This is a genomic window from Rhodococcus sp. EPR-157 (genome assembly GCF_001647195.1).
Lineage (GTDB): Bacteria > Actinomycetota > Actinomycetes > Mycobacteriales > Mycobacteriaceae > Rhodococcoides.
Map to the genome: position 1 here is coordinate 1 of NZ_LVCV01000325.1, position 15,124 is coordinate 15,124.

Here is a 15,124-nt window from a genome sequence, read left to right on the forward strand (position 1 = left end):
TGCACGACATTCGCATCGACGCGCTGAGCACGGTGGGCTGCGTGGACGGGCTGTCTACGACGGAAAGCAACGACGTTCACGGGAGAGACATTCTTGCCGTCGTCGCAGGCGACGGCGCCGAGCAACTCTATGTGGGCGAGGGTGCCGCTGTACTTCGGTGCGACACGAGAAGGATCGGCACGGCAGAGCTGTGCGATGCCATCCTGCGCTCCGAACACTCGGAGGTGCTCGTCCTTCCCAACGGTGCGCTCTCCGCTCAGGAGCTGGTCTCGGTGTCCATCGCCTCGCGCACCGCGGGCAAGGACGTTCTCATGCTTCCCTCCTCGTCGATGGTTCAGGGTTTGGCGGCGCTCGCCGTACACGACCCGTCGCGGGCCGCGGTGGACGACGCCTTCGCGATGTCCGAGGCCGCGGCGGGCACGCGCTGGGCATCGCTGCGGATCGCGAACGAGATATCCCTCACGTGGGTGGGAATGTGCGAGCCTGGCAACGGCCTCGGTCTGGCGGGCCGTGAGGTAGTGGTGATCGGTCAGGACGTGCTCGCGGCCGGCCGCGCCCTGCTGGATCAATTGTTGTCGGTGGGTGGTGAGATGGTGACGATGCTGCACGGCGAGCCGGTGGCCGGACATCCCGATCCGGCGGACGTTGTCGAAGGACTGTCGGTCTACGTCGCGGATCGTCATCCTGGTATCGAAGTGGTCGTCTATGCAGGCGGACAGCCCGGAGACGTGGTGCAGCTCGGCGTCGAATGACCTGCATCAGTAGTGGGCGGTAGTAGCGGGCGGTAGTAGTGGAAGGACAGGGCGAGCAACACGATGGTCGGCTTATCGGATCGACTCGACGTTGTCCTGGGCAAGAAGGTCGCGGAACCTTTGGCGGAGCTGTTCGAGCTGCTGACCGTCGAGGATCTCTTGCGGTACTACCCGCATCGATACATGACGCAGGGCGCGGAACTGACTGAAAAAGAACCGCCCGAAGGGGAGCACATCACCATCGTCGCGACCATCACGGCTGCGAAAGTGCGCGACATGAAGGCCCGAAAAGGACAATTCCTCGCGGTCACGCTCGCCGCCGACGGCCAGCAGATCGACGCGACCTTCTTCAGCCCTCACAAACTCAAACATGTGCTCGTGCCCGGCCGAAAGGGAATGTTCTCGGGCAAGGTCAAGTACTTCGGTCGACGGTGGAATCTGACGCACCCCGGTTACGTCATCCTTGGCGGAGACGACGAGGACGGAGCCGTTGTCCCGCAGGGCAGAATCGTCGGTGGTGGGGCACTGGCAGGGGTGGCGCGCGGGGCGGTGGATGCAACAGGCAGCGTCGACATGTCGGTGTTCGACCGTCGGTTCGTTCCGTTGTATGCGGCGTCGAAGGAGGTGGAGAGCTGGACGTTCATGCGTGCGGTTCGGCAGATTCTCGACGAACTCGACACCGTCGAGGACCCGGTGCCGGGCGACATCCTCGGCGAGCGTGACCTGGTGTCCCTGGACACTGCTCTGCACTGGATACATTTTCCCGATTCCGTCGAGGAGAAGGAGAAAGCACGAGCGCGTCTGAAATTCGACGAGGCCCTCGCCGTTCAGTTGGTGCTCGCCGCGAGGCGCCGCGACGTGTCCACTCGTGCCGCGCCGCCGTGCCCACCTGTCGCCGACGGCGTGGCGGCCCAGTTCGAGCACCGTCTTCCGTTCACGCTCACCGCAGGACAGCAGCGGGTAGCCGAGGAAATCTCGAACGATCTGGCACGCGATCACCCGATGTCTCGCCTACTGCAGGGTGAGGTCGGTTCCGGAAAGACGATCGTGGCGCTCCGGGCGATGCTGCAGGTGATCGACGCAGGTCATCAGTGCGCACTGTTGGCGCCCACAGAGGTCCTCGCGGCGCAGCACGCGCGCTCGATCTCGATGATGCTGGGCACACTCGCGGGTGCAGGCGAGCTCGGTGCGGACGAACTGGCGATCAAGGTGACGTTGCTGACCGGTTCGATGGGAACTGCGGCGAAGAAGAAGGCTCTTCTGGACACGGTCACCGGCGACGCCGGCATCGTGATCGGTACCCATGCCCTCATCCAGGATCGCGTCGAGTTCATGGACCTTGCGATGGTCGTCGTCGACGAGCAGCACAGGTTCGGTGTCGAGCAACGCGATGCGCTGAGGTCGAAGGCACGGGAAGGTTCGAACCCGCACCTGCTCGTCATGACCGCAACCCCGATCCCCCGAACCATCGCGATGGCGTCGCTCGGTGACCTGGAAACCTCCACACTCGACGAACTGCCGCGCGGACGGGCCCCGATCATCAGCAATGTGGTGTCGTCGAAGGACAAACCTGCGTGGGTCGATCGCGCGTGGGCGCGCATCAAGGAAGAGGTGTCGCAGGGGCGCCAGGCGTACGTCGTGTGCTCGCGCATCGGCGGCGACGAGGCCGAGAAGAAGCCTCGGACCCGAAATGCCATGCACGACGACAATGTCCTTCCCGAGACGAAATCGGCACTGGACATGTTCGAGATGCTGAGCTCCGGCCCGCTCGCAGATCTGAGGGTAGGTCTGTTGCACGGGCGCATGCATCCGGACGACAAGGACGCGGCCATGCAGGAATTCAACGCCGGCGAAATCGACGTGCTCGTCTGCACGACGGTCGTCGAGGTCGGCGTCGATGTTCCGAACGCCACGGTGATGGTCATAGTCGATGCGGATCGATTCGGTATCAGCCAACTCCACCAGCTTCGCGGTCGAATCGGCAGAGGCGGGCATCAAGGGCTGTGCATCATGATCAGCCAGCTCGGTTCGATGGGCCCTACGTTCGCTCGGCTCGAGTCGGTGGCGGCTACCAACGATGGATTCGAACTGGCGAAACTCGACCTCCAGACCAGGCGGGAAGGCGACGTTCTCGGTGCCGCGCAGTCCGGAACCGTCAGTAGTATGCGGCTCCTGTCGCTCATCGACGACGAAGACGTGATCGCCGACGCGCACGCATGCGCCAGGAGTCTGTTCGACGCCGATCCGGAGATGGTGGATCATCCAGGGATCGTGTCGATGATGAAGTCCGCGTGGAGATCGGACCGTGCGGACTACCTCGACAAGTCCTGAGTTCCCTCGGTATCCGTCCACTGCACCGTTCCAGAAGCAAAAAACTGATCATTCTGTCCCACATCTCGAGACAGAGTTCACATCCGAGGTATCGGTCGGCGGTAGGTTAAGCGAATGTTCTCCAAAGTGTTGGTTGCCAATCGCGGTGAGATCGCTATCCGTGCTTTCCGCGCGTCGTACGAGTTGGGTGCCGCCACCGTGGCCGTCTTCCCGTTCGAGGATCGCAATTCGGTCCACCGGACGAAGGCCGACGAGGCGTACGAGATAGGCGAGAAGGGTCATCCCGTTCGCGCCTATCTCTCGGTGAAGGAGATCGTTGCGGCCGCCCAGCGCTCGGGCGCCGATGCCATATACCCGGGATACGGATTTTTGTCCGAGAATCCCGATCTCGCGTCGGCGTGCGCCGAGGCCGGGATCACGTTCGTGGGACCTTCGGCCGACGTGCTCGAGCTGACCGGCAACAAGGCTCGTGCGATCGCTGCGGCGAAGCGCGCCGGACTGCCCGTTCTTGCGTCCTCGGAACCGTCGAGTGATGTCGAGGAGCTGGTGGCGGCATCGGAGTCGATGACATTCCCACTCTTCGTCAAGGCCGTTGCAGGTGGTGGCGGCCGCGGAATGCGCCGGGTGGCCGAGCCATCGACGCTCCGTGAGTCGATCGAAGCAGCCGCACGTGAGGCCGAGTCCGCCTTCGGTGACCCGACGGTATTCCTCGAGCAGGCGGTCATCGATCCGCGCCACATCGAGGTTCAAATTCTGGCCGATGGGCAGGGCAACGTGGTGCACCTGTTCGAGCGTGACTGCTCGCTGCAGCGGCGGCACCAGAAGGTCATCGAACTGGCGCCTGCCCCCAATCTTCCCGAGGAGCTTCGGCAGCGGATGTGCGCGGACGCCGTGGCATTCGCCAAGGAAATCGGATACTCGTGCGCCGGCACCGTCGAATTCCTGCTCGACACTCGCGGCAACCACGTCTTCATCGAGATGAATCCACGAATTCAGGTGGAGCACACGGTGACCGAGGAGGTCACCGATGTCGACCTGGTCCAGTCGCAGCTACGGATCGCCTCGGGGGAGACCCTCGCCGATCTCGGACTCAGTCAGGACAACATCGTGCTGCGCGGTGCGGCATTGCAGTGCCGTATCACCACCGAGGACCCGGCCAACGGATTCCGGCCCGACACCGGCCGCATCACTGCCTATCGCACCCCAGGTGGAGCAGGCGTCCGTCTCGACGGTGGCACCACCCTCGGCGCCGAGGTCGGCGCCTACTTCGACTCGATGCTGGTCAAATTGACTTGTCGCGGAAGGGATTTCGATACAGCTATCGCGCGGGCCCGACGAGCGGTCGCCGAGTTTCGCATCCGAGGAGTGGCGACCAACATCCCGTTCCTGCAGGCCGTTCTCGTAGATCCGGATTTCACCGAGGGGCGGGTGACCACCTCGTTCATCGAGGAGCGCCCGGAGTTGCTGACCTCCCGCAGCTCTGGAGACCGCGGTACGAAGATCTTGACCTACCTCGCGGACGTGACGGTCAACAAGCCGCACGGTGACCGCCCATCCCCGGTGTACCCGCAGGACAAGCTCCCCGAGGTGGATTTCTCGGCGCCGATTCCCGACGGTAGTCGCCAGCGTTTGCTGGCACTGGGCCCCGACGGGTTCGCTCGGGACCTGCGGAACCGCAAGGCGCTCGGTGTCACCGACACGACATTTCGTGATGCCCACCAGTCGCTGCTGGCGACACGCGTGCGCACCTCGGGTCTGTTGATGGTGGCGCCGTACGTCGCGCGCACGACTCCCGAGCTGCTGTCGATCGAGGCGTGGGGAGGCGCGACCTACGATGTGGCGCTGCGCTTCCTGCACGAGGATCCGTGGGAGCGGCTGGCCGCGCTGCGCGAGGCCGTACCGAACATCGCGCTGCAGATGCTGCTGCGTGGGCGGAACACCGTGGGGTACACGCCGTACCCGGAAAAGGTGACCCGCTCGTTCGTTGCGGAGGCGACCGACACCGGTATCGACATCTTCCGGATTTTCGACGCGCTGAACAACGTCGACCAGATGCGTCCGGCGATCGATGCGGTGCGTGAAACCGGCAGTGCGATAGCAGAAGTCGCGATCAGCTACACCGGGGACCTGTCCAATCCGAACGAGACGCTGTACACCCTGGACTACTACTTGAAGCTCGCCGAGCAGATCGTCGATGCAGGTGCTCACGTGCTGGCGATCAAGGACATGGCGGGACTTCTGCGGGCGCCGGCAGCTCGAACGTTGGTGACCGCGCTGCGCAGTAACTTCGACCTGCCGGTGCACGTGCACACCCATGACACCCCCGGCGGGCAGTTGGCGACGTATCTCGCGGCGTGGGAGGCAGGTGCCGACGCAGTCGACGGTGCGAGCGCGTCGATGGCGGGTACGACGAGTCAGCCCGCACTGTCCGCGATCGTCGCTGCGGCCGCGCACACCGATCGTGACACCGGACTGGATCTACAGGCGGTATGCGACCTGGAACCGTACTGGGAGGCGCTGCGAAAGGTGTACGCGCCGTTCGAGTCCGGATTGCCGTCGCCGACCGGACGCGTGTACACGCATGAGATTCCCGGTGGGCAGTTGTCCAATCTACGACAGCAGGCGATCGCTCTCGGTCTCGGCGACCGATTCGAAACGGTGGAAGCGAACTATGCCGCCGCCGACCGGATGCTGGGCAGGTTGGTCAAGGTGACGCCGAGCTCGAAGGTCGTCGGGGATCTGGCGCTCGCACTCGTCGGTGCGGGGGCCTCTGCTGAGGAGTTCGCGGAGAACCCGAGCAAGTTCGATATCCCGGATTCGGTGATCGGCTTCCTGCGCGGAGAACTCGGGACGCCAGCAGGTGGCTGGCCCGAGCCGTTGCGGACGAAGGCCTTGCAGGGTCGCGGCGCGGCAAAACCGGAGACACCACTCGCTGCCGAGGACGAGAAGGCACTCGATGGAACGTCCGCTCAGCGCCGAGACACGCTGAACCGGTTGCTCTTTCCCGGTCCGACCGCCGAACTGGCAGCGCACCGCGAAAAGTACGGTGACACCTCGCGGTTGTCGGCAAATCAGTTCTTCTACGGTTTGCGCCAAGGCGACGAGCATCGGGTGCAGCTCGAGAAGGGTGTCGAGCTGTTGATCGGTCTGGAGGCGATCTCCGACGCCGATGAGCGAGGTATGCGGACGGTGATGTGCATTCTGAACGGGCAGCTTCGCCCGGTGTCGGTGCGCGATCGATCCATCGCGAGCGAAGCGCCGACTGTGGAGAAGGCCGACCGTTCGAACTCCGGCCACGTGCCTGCTCCGTTCGCCGGTGTGGTGACCCTGTCGGTCGCCGAGGGGGACAAGGTCGCAGTCGGTGACGTCGTCGCAACGATCGAAGCGATGAAGATGGAGGCTGCGATCACCGCACCGAAGGGTGGTACCGTCGCTCGCCTCGCGATCGGCGCCGTCCAGCAGGTCGAAGGTGGGGACCTGCTCGTGGTGATCGGAAGTGGATCGTCGGGCGAGGACGCATCTGCCGAATGAGTAGTGTCCTGTAGATGACTCGGATCGTCGCTGGCATCGCAGGGGGCAGGAAGCTGAAGGTGCCGCCTCGCGGTACGCGTCCCACGTCGGAACGCGTCCGCGAGGCACTGTTCAGCTCGTTGCAGGCTCGCATGGACTTCGAGGGCGTGGCAGTTCTCGACTTGTTCGCGGGTTCAGGAGCGCTTGGCCTGGAAGCTCTTTCGCGCGGTGCGGCGTCGGTAGTGTTGGTGGAGTCGGACGCGCGGGCAGCGTCGGTGGTTCGTGAGAATGCTGCGGCTGTCGGCCTTGTCGGCGCGGCTGTTCGGTGCGCTCCGGTCGCGTCGGTGCTCGCGGGACGTGCGGACGCGGCCTACGACCTGGTATTGGCGGATCCGCCCTACGCTGTCACCGAAGATGCTGTGGCGCATATGCTTTCCGCGCTGGTGTCGGGAGGTTGGCTCGCGCCGGATGCAATCGTGGTGCTGGAGCGATCGTCACGTTCGCCGCAGACGTCGTGGCCGGACGGTCTCGCGCCCGACAAGGTCAAGAAGTACGGGGAAACTCGTATCGAGATCGCGGTGAAAAGCTAGCGGCCGGTTGCCGGTGATACCGTGCTGGCATGACTGGAGCAGTGTGCCCTGGATCCTTCGACCCGGTGACCAAGGGTCACCTCGACGTCATCACCAGAGCTGCAGCGCAGTTCGACGAGGTCATCGTCACGGTCATGATCAACAAGAGCAAGCGTGGGCTCTTCAGCGTGGACGAGCGCATCGCCATGATCGGTGAGGCAACGGCCCATCTCGAGAACGTTCGTATCTCCTCCTGGCACGGTCTGTTGGTCGACTACGCCAAGCAAGAGGGATACACGGCCATCGTGAAGGGTCTGCGCGGCGCCAACGACTTCGACTACGAACTCCAGATGGCTCAGATGAATCAGAAGCTCTCCGGAGTCGACACCCTCTTCATACCGGCGAATCCTAGGTGGAGTTTTCTCTCCAGCTCGCTCGTGAAGGAAGTGGCGACATTCGGGGGCGACGTGGAGGACATGGTTCCCGACTGCGTGTACTCGCGGCTTCTCACTCGGATCGCCGAACGCAAGGCCGAATAGGTTCCAACCTGCGACACACCGGGTCGGTGCCGCACGCACACGGCGATCACCAGGCAAACTGACGAGCACAGGATCCAGCCCGCAGAACAAGTTCTTCAGCAGCCAACACGATTGGGGTTACCGGTGTACCGCGTATTCGAGGCACTCGACGAGCTCGTCGCCATTGTCGAGGAGGCGCGCGGTGTCCCGATGACGGCGGGCTGCGTCGTCCCCCGTGGTGATGTGCTGGAACTTCTCGACGACGTCCGAGATTCAATTCCGGGCGAACTCGACGACGCTCAGGACGTACTCGACCACAGGGACAAGTTGGTCGGTGATGCCCGAGCCACAGCCGAGAAGACTGTCACCACTGCCAATAACGAGGCGCAGGACACCGTCGAGAACGCGCGCGATTCCGCCGATCGCATCCTTGCCGACGCCAAGGCCCAGGCCGACCGCATGGTCGCCGAGGCGAAGGCTCACGCGGAGCAACTCGTCGATGATGCGACCGACTCGGCGGAACGCACGGTCGAGCAGGGTCAGCAGGAGTACGACGCGTTGACCACGAGAGCTCGATCCGAGGCCGATCGCATGATCGAGGCAGGTCAGGCGTCGTACGACCGTTCGGTCGCCGACGGCGTCGAGGAACAGGCTCGGCTGGTCGCGCAAACCGAGGTGGTGCAGGCCGCGCACGCCGAGTCGGCGCGAGTCATCGACGGAGCGCACGCCGAATCCGACCGGATGCGCAGCGAATGCGACGTGTACGTCGATACCAAGCTCGCAGAGTTCGAGGAATTCCTTACCGGCACGATCAGGTCGGTGGGTCGGGGACGACAGCAGCTGCGTACCGGGTCGGGAGTCCCTGACTACGGGTCGGACCAGGGGGACGACTTCCGACGGCCGCGTCGCTAGGAGCCCCACCGCGACAATTTGCTCAATACATGCGTGAATGCGTATCGTTGGGTGGTTGCCCATTGCCTGTTGCGAATCCGTCACATCGCACGCAACACCACCAACGCAACACCACGAACGTAATCGAGTAGAGAGAACCGCTGTGTCTAGCCGTCGTAGTACCCCCCGCCCCCAACCGGGTACGGGTTTCGTTCTGGATATCGACAGTCTCGGCCGCAGGCCGGGGTCGATGAAGCAGATACAGCGCACGGTCACTGCGCCCGCGCGGATCGGACTCGACGCGATCGCGATCGAGGCGGGTTCTCCTGTGGAACTCGATCTCAGGCTCGAATCCGTGTCGGAGGGCGTGCTGGTGACCGGCACGGTTCGAGCTGCCACGGCGGGCGAGTGCACCCGGTGCCTGGAACCGGTGACGGGTTCGGTGGATGTCTACCTGACCGAACTGTTCGCCTACCCCAACAGTGTTACCGAAGAGACGACCGACGAGGACGAGATTCGTCGCATCCTCGACGATCAGATCGACCTCGAACCAGTCGTCGTGGATTCTGTCGGATTGGAGCTTCCGCTGAATCCGCTGTGCCGCGAAGACTGCGAAGGATTGTGCTCCGAATGTGGCGTTCGCCTGGCGATTGCTGGATCCGAGCACAGTCATGACATACTGGATCCTCGCTGGGCTGGTCTTGCAGCCAAATTTGGCGTGGGAACAGAACCGAGCAACAAACTTGTGAACAACGAAGCCGAGGAGAAGTAGAAGTGGCTGTCCCGAAGCGTAAAATGTCGCGTTCCAACACGAGGTCGCGTCGTGCACAGTGGAAAACCACTGCACCCACCCTCGTGACGTGCCCCAACCGCGGTTGTGGCGAGAAGACGATGCCGCACATCGTGTGCCCGTCGTGTGGCACGTACAAGGGCCGCCAGGTCGCAGCAGCTGTCTGATCTCCCTAGGAGCGGACACACTGTGCCGAGCAAAGGCAGTTCTGCCGTAAAGAAGAGCTCGAACGTCGACAGCGGCGGGGACGACCGAAAGTCGCTCCTCGCCGCTCTTGGCGTTGTATTGGACGAGTCACTGCTGACGTTGGCGTTGACGCACCGCTCGTATGCGTACGAGCGCGGCGGTCTCCCCACCAACGAACGACTGGAATTTCTCGGTGATTCGGTTCTCGGTCTGACGATCACCGAGCGCCTCTACGTGGCGCATCCGACCAAGTCGGAGGGTGAGCTCGCCAAGATCCGTGCCAGTGTCGTGAACATGCATGCCCTGGCCGAGGTGGCCCGCAGTCTCGGTGACGGCGGGCTCGGTCGGCATCTGTTGCTCGGAAAAGGCGAGGAACAAACGGGCGGACGCGACAAGCCGAGCATCCTTGCCGATGGTATGGAGTCCCTTCTGGGGGCGATACATCTCGAGCATGGGATCGACACCGCGCGCCGCGTCGTACTCACGCTGTTCGCCGAATTGCTCGATCGTGCGCCGCGCCTCGGAGCAGGACTCGATTGGAAGACCAGTCTTCAAGAACTGACCGCCGAGAAGTCGCTGGGCGTGCCCGTGTACGAGATCACGTCCACCGGGCCGGACCACGACAAGGAATTCACCGCCACGGTGCTTGTCGGGGGCCGCGCACTCGGCGTCGGGATCGGTCGGAACAAGAAGGAAGCCGAGCAGAAGGCCGCGAGCACAGCGTGGAATACGTTGTCCCCGGCCGACCCACAGGCCCCGGCCTGAATGCCTGAGCTGCCTGAGGTCGAGGTGGTTCGACGCGGACTCGAATCCCATATCGTCGGTTCCACCATCGAGTCGGTGGATGTTCTGCATCCACGAGCGGTACGGCGCCACTTCGCGGGCGGCCCGGATCTGGTCGGGCAACTGCGTGGACGCCGAATTTCCTCTGCCGAGCGTCGAGGGAAGTACTTGTGGCTTCCTCTCGAGCCTCGCGACGTCGCTATCGTGGTTCACCTCGGGATGAGCGGACAGATGCTGGTCCAGCCTCCGTCGGTGCCGGACGAGAAACATCTGCGTATCCGAGCGCGGTTGGACATCGGTGCAGATCTGAGATTCGTCGATCAGCGGACCTTCGGTGGGTGGGCGATTGCCCCGCTCGAGGAAGTGGACGGTTCGATCGTTCCGGAACCGGTGGCGCACATCGCTCGCGATCCCGTCGACCCCCTGTTCGATGCCGAGGCCGTCGTCACGGTGCTGCGCGGCAAGCACACCGAGAGCAAGCGAGCCCTTCTGGATCAGACGGTGCTGTCCGGAGTCGGAAACATCTATGCCGACGAAGCGCTGTGGCGCGCGAAGATCCACGGAAATCGGATCGCCGAGACGTTGACTCGGCCGGCACTGCGGCGATTGTTGACAGCGGTGCATGCCGTGATGGGTGAGGCCCTGGCTCAGGGTGGCACGTCGTTCGACGCGTTGTACGTCAACGTCAACGGCGAGTCCGGATACTTCGATCGCTCGCTCGACGCCTACGGGCAGGAGGGATTGCCGTGCTCGCGCTGCGGCAGTCCGATCAGGCGGGAGAAGTTCATGAACAGATCCTCGTTCAGTTGCTCGAAGTGCCAGCCGAGACCGAGAATTACTCGGTCCTGATACCGCTCCCGTCGCAGTGGTCCCTACAATCGGCTCTCATGGCTGACGAAAGCACCCCGACATCGCTGTGGGTCGAACGCACCGGAACCCGCCGCTACACCGGCAAGAGCTCACGCGGCGCCGAGGTGTTGATCGGATCCGCGTCGGTGGAGGGCGTATTCACCCCGGGTGAGCTCCTGAAGATCGCGCTCGCCGCATGCACCGGAATGAGTTCCGATCTGCCGCTCTCTCGTCGTTTGGGCGACAGCTACGACGCCACTGTCGAAGTATCCGGGCACGCGGACCGTGAGAACGAGCGCTACCCGGAACTGAACGAAGTTCTCAAGGTGGACCTCAGTGAGCTGGATCCGGAAGCGCAGGAACGGCTGTTGACGGTGGTCCAGCGAGCTATCGACAAAGTGTGCACCGTCGGCCGCACACTGAAGGCGGGCACGACCGTCACTCTGGACATAGACGTGGACGCCTGACATGAAAATCCGGGCCGCGGCCGCAGCCGGCTCGATGGCTGCAGGAATGCTGCTGTGTGCCCCCACGGCGTCCGCGGCTCCGGTGTGCGCACCGTGGTCCGTGAGCACGGTGGCGACGGGATACGGCATGCTGGAAAATCTTGCGTTCGGTGGCGACGGCTCGATGTATCTCTCGGAAACCTCGCCCGTCGGCCCGGGGACCATCCAGCGGTTGACGCCGGACGCCGTCCGTTCGGTGGCTGTGCCCGACGTGTCCTCGCCGGGAGGGTTGGTCGTACACGACCGCACGCTCTATTTTGCTACTGGGAACGGCACGGCTGCAGGCCTTTTCGGTACCCCGGACGGGACCGTGGACACGGTGGATCTCGAGTCGGGTGTTCGTTCGACCTACGCACGCGGACTCGTGATGCCCAACGGTCTCGCGCGATCCTCCGACGGGGACCTCTTCGCCACCCGCAACCTCGGGGCCTCGACGGGTCTCACACTCGTGCCCAGTGGTGCGCCGCACGAGCCGACGGTGGTGCGCACCGATCTCGGTACTGCCAACGGGATCGCCAACGACGAGGACATGCTCTACATATCGAACACGTTCGATCCCGAACTCCGGATCACAGTGTTGGACTCGCGCGATCCCGGTGGTGCTGCTCGGACGATCCCGGTCGACGGTTTCGGCCCCGTTACCGCCTCGGACGACATGACGGTGGGACCGGACGGGCGGATCTACCTGGCACAGAATCTGGCGAGTCGCATCCTTCGGATAGATCCGATGGATGGCTCCTCGTGCGTGATCGCCACCGGTATGCCGCTCACCACCTCCGTCCGCTTCGGCGGACCCGGCTGGGACACCGCGTCCTTGTTCGCCACCAGTTTCGACGGCACGGTTCGACAGGTGTCGCCCTCGTGACGGACGCGCGCCTGACCGCCTGGGTGCATGGGCATGTACAAGGAGTCGGCTTCCGTTGGTGGACACGATCGCAAGCGCTGGAACTCGGACTCGTCGGCTCGGCGACCAACCATGCGGACGGTCGGGTGCTGGGGGTCGCCGAAGGCGCCCGAGATCGCCTCGAGCAGCTGCTGTCTCGACTACGAGGTCGGTCGACTCCAGGAACGGTCACAGTTGTCGTCGAGAGTTGGGATCCGCCACGAGGGGGTCTGTCCGGATTCGTGGAGCGCTAGAACGGTAGGCTCGACCGCCATGCATCTGAAGAGTCTGACGCTGAAGGGCTTCAAGTCCTTTGCTTCGGCGACGACTCTGCGTTTCGAGCCGGGAATCACGTGCGTGGTCGGGCCGAACGGATCGGGAAAGTCCAACGTCGTCGACGCGCTGACGTGGGTCATGGGGGAGCAGGGCGCCAAGGCCCTTCGCGGCGGCAAGATGGAAGATGTCATCTTCGCCGGGACGTCGGGGCGCGCGCCGCTCGGCCGGGCTGAGGTCACACTGACCATCGACAACTCCGACGGCGCCCTCCCCATCGACTACACCGAAGTGTCGATCACGCGGCGGATGTTCCGCGATGGCGCGGGTGAGTACGAGATCAACGGCAACTCGTGCCGCCTGATGGATGTGCAAGAACTCTTGAGCGACTCGGGCATCGGCCGCGAGATGCACGTGATCGTCGGGCAGGGGCGGCTTGCGGCCATTCTCGAATCGCGTCCCGAGGACCGCCGAGCCTTCATCGAGGAGGCCGCAGGTGTCCTCAAGCACCGCAAACGCAAAGAGAAGGCTGTTCGCAAGCTCGATGCGATGCAGGCGAACCTGGCGAGGCTCAGCGACTTGACCGCGGAGCTGCGTCGTCAGCTCAAACCTCTCGGCAGGCAGGCCGAGGTCGCCAGGCGTGCACAAACAGTTCAGGCGGATCTGCGTGACGCCCGATTGCGTCTTGCCGCAGACGATCTCGTCACACGACGAGAGGAGTTCGCCAACCAGACCCAGGACGAGGCTGCCGCGCGCGAGCAGTATGCGGCGGTTGCGGACACGCTCCAAGCAGGCACCGTCGCTCTTGGCGAGCTCGAGCAGTCGGTCGCACGCCTGACCCCGAGCGCCGAGGCTGCCGGCCAGACGTGGTTCGCTTTGTCCGCACTCGCCGAACGCGTGAACGCAACCATCCGCATCGCGAAGGAACGGGCCCGGCACCTCGACTCGGCGCCGACGGGGGGACGCGGCCAGGATCCGGACGAGCTCGAACAGCAGGCCGAACGCGTCGCCGAAGAGGAGATGGAACTCGTCGAAGCGGTCGAGATCGCCCGGGAGTCTCTCGAAGCCGCACGGGAGCAGTTGTTCGAGCGAGAAGCAGCTGCAGCCGAAGCCGAGCGCGCTCACATGGCCGCAGTGCGTGCAGTTGCGGACCGTCGCGAAGGCTTCGCACGGTTGTCCGGTCAGGTGGACACCTATCGAACCAAAGCCGAATCCATCGACGCGGAGGTGTCCAGGCTCTCGGTAGCGATAGACGAGGCGCGCGAGCGCGGTGACGTTGCGCGAGCGGAGTTCGAAAGCGTCCAGGACCAGATTTCCGGACTCGATGCCAGCGAGCTGAGCCTGGACACCCACTACGAACGTGCGGTTGCCGCCCTGCGCAGTGCCGATGCGCGTGTGACCGAACTACAGAACGAAGATCGGATCGCGGGGAAGAGGGTCGCGTCGTTCCAGGCACGTATCGAGGCACTGACCATGGGCCTCGAACGCAAGGACGGCGCAGGATGGCTGATCGAGCAAGGCCAATCCGGAGTGTCCGGACTGCTTGCCGAGCGGATCACCGTCGACGAGGGGTACGACGTGGCCGTCGCGGTCGCGATGGGACCCGTCGCCGACGCGGTTCACGCCGAATCCTTCGACCGAGCGCGGGACGCAGTGCGAGTGCTGCACGAGACCGACAGCGGACGCGCGGCCATCGTGTTCGACAGCGAGCACGTCCAACGGTCCGGTGCGACGCCTCCTCGCGCGGTATCACTTCCGGAGGGTGCGCGGTGGGCAATCGATGTCGTTCGATACCCGGATTCGCTGGCGGCGTCGATGGAAGCGTTGCTCGGCGACGTCGTGATCGTCACCTCGCTCGACGACGCGCGTACCCTCGCGCGCGCCGCCGAGGGGGTTCGGGCGGTGACCACTGCTGGGGACTACGTCGATTCCGGTTGGATGTCCGGCGGCTCGGACAGGCGACCGAGCACGCTGGAAGTTCAGGCTGCGATCGACACCTCCGCTGTGGAACTTGCTGCGGCCGAACGCCGATCGGCGGAACTGGAAGCTGCGCTGTCGGGTGCGCTCGCGGAGCAGTCCGATCGTCGAGAGTCCGCCGAACAGGCGCTTGCTGCGCTCAACGAGTCCGATGCGGCCATGGCGGCGGTGTACGAGCAGCTGGGCAGGCTCGGACAGCTGGCGCGATCGGCCCAGGCCGAATCGACTCGATTGACCGAGCAGCGAGCGAAGGCGGAGAGCGGACGTGAGGAAGCCCTCGGCGCTCTTGCCGAGCTCGAAGAGCGT

General features: G+C 64.3%; 13 protein-coding genes and 1 pseudogene. All 14 read left to right on the plus strand.

The genetic code is table 11. The annotated features are described in order from the left end of the window. Positions 1 to 752, plus strand: a pseudogene (locus A2J03_RS14990) (DAK2 domain-containing protein); the annotation flags it as partial. A 63-nt stretch (positions 753 to 815) separates the two neighbouring features. After that, positions 816 to 3,083, plus strand: a complete 2,268-nt coding sequence (gene recG, locus A2J03_RS14995; RefSeq protein ID WP_068375371.1) for an ATP-dependent DNA helicase RecG — start codon at positions 816 to 818, stop codon at positions 3,081 to 3,083. Between the two features lie 114 nt (positions 3,084 to 3,197). Next, on the plus strand, positions 3,198 to 6,614 hold the full coding sequence (locus A2J03_RS15000; protein ID WP_068375373.1) for a pyruvate carboxylase: 3,417 nt from the start codon (positions 3,198 to 3,200) through the stop codon (positions 6,612 to 6,614). 14 nt (positions 6,615 to 6,628) lie between these two features. Beyond that, a complete protein-coding gene (gene rsmD / locus A2J03_RS15005; protein ID WP_068375376.1) occupies positions 6,629 to 7,183 on the plus strand; it encodes a 16S rRNA (guanine(966)-N(2))-methyltransferase RsmD in 555 nt (184 codons plus the stop codon). A 29-nt stretch (positions 7,184 to 7,212) separates the two neighbouring features. Beyond that, positions 7,213 to 7,701 carry a pantetheine-phosphate adenylyltransferase gene (gene coaD / locus A2J03_RS15010; RefSeq protein WP_068375380.1) on the plus strand — a complete coding sequence of 163 codons (489 nt, stop codon included), beginning with the start codon at positions 7,213 to 7,215 and terminating at the stop codon, positions 7,699 to 7,701. Between the two features lie 123 nt (positions 7,702 to 7,824). Then, positions 7,825 to 8,592: a DivIVA domain-containing protein gene (locus A2J03_RS15015; RefSeq protein WP_068375383.1), complete on the plus strand. Its 768-nt coding sequence runs from the start codon at positions 7,825 to 7,827 to the stop codon at positions 8,590 to 8,592. A 229-nt stretch (positions 8,593 to 8,821) separates the two neighbouring features. Then, entirely contained in the window at positions 8,822 to 9,343 is a 522-nt protein-coding gene (locus A2J03_RS15020; protein ID WP_068375386.1) for a YceD family protein, read from the plus strand. Positions 9,344 to 9,345: 2 nt separating this feature from the next. Continuing rightward, a complete protein-coding gene (gene rpmF / locus A2J03_RS30000) occupies positions 9,346 to 9,528 on the plus strand; it encodes a 50S ribosomal protein L32 (protein ID WP_082897847.1) in 183 nt (60 codons plus the stop codon). Positions 9,529 to 9,550: 22 nt separating this feature from the next. Then, positions 9,551 to 10,312: a ribonuclease III gene (gene rnc, locus A2J03_RS15025; protein ID WP_068375389.1), complete on the plus strand. Its 762-nt coding sequence runs from the start codon at positions 9,551 to 9,553 to the stop codon at positions 10,310 to 10,312. After that, complete coding sequence (gene mutM, locus A2J03_RS15030; RefSeq protein ID WP_068375392.1) at positions 10,313 to 11,179, plus strand: bifunctional DNA-formamidopyrimidine glycosylase/DNA-(apurinic or apyrimidinic site) lyase; 867 nt, start codon at positions 10,313 to 10,315, stop codon at positions 11,177 to 11,179. A gap of 38 nt (positions 11,180 to 11,217) precedes the next feature. Then, entirely contained in the window at positions 11,218 to 11,646 is a 429-nt protein-coding gene (locus tag A2J03_RS15035; protein ID WP_068375405.1) for an OsmC family protein, read from the plus strand. A gap of 1 nt (position 11,647) precedes the next feature. Then, entirely contained in the window at positions 11,648 to 12,550 is a 903-nt protein-coding gene (locus A2J03_RS15040; protein WP_068375395.1) for an SMP-30/gluconolactonase/LRE family protein, read from the plus strand. After that, positions 12,547 to 12,822, plus strand: a complete 276-nt coding sequence (locus A2J03_RS15045) for an acylphosphatase (protein ID WP_068375399.1) — start codon at positions 12,547 to 12,549, stop codon at positions 12,820 to 12,822. Before A2J03_RS15040 ends, A2J03_RS15045 begins: the two co-directional genes overlap by 4 nt. A 19-nt stretch (positions 12,823 to 12,841) precedes the next feature. Then, positions 12,842 to 15,124 (plus strand): chromosome segregation protein SMC (gene smc, locus A2J03_RS15050; protein WP_068375402.1); only part of this gene is annotated, 2,283 nt, incomplete at its 3' end.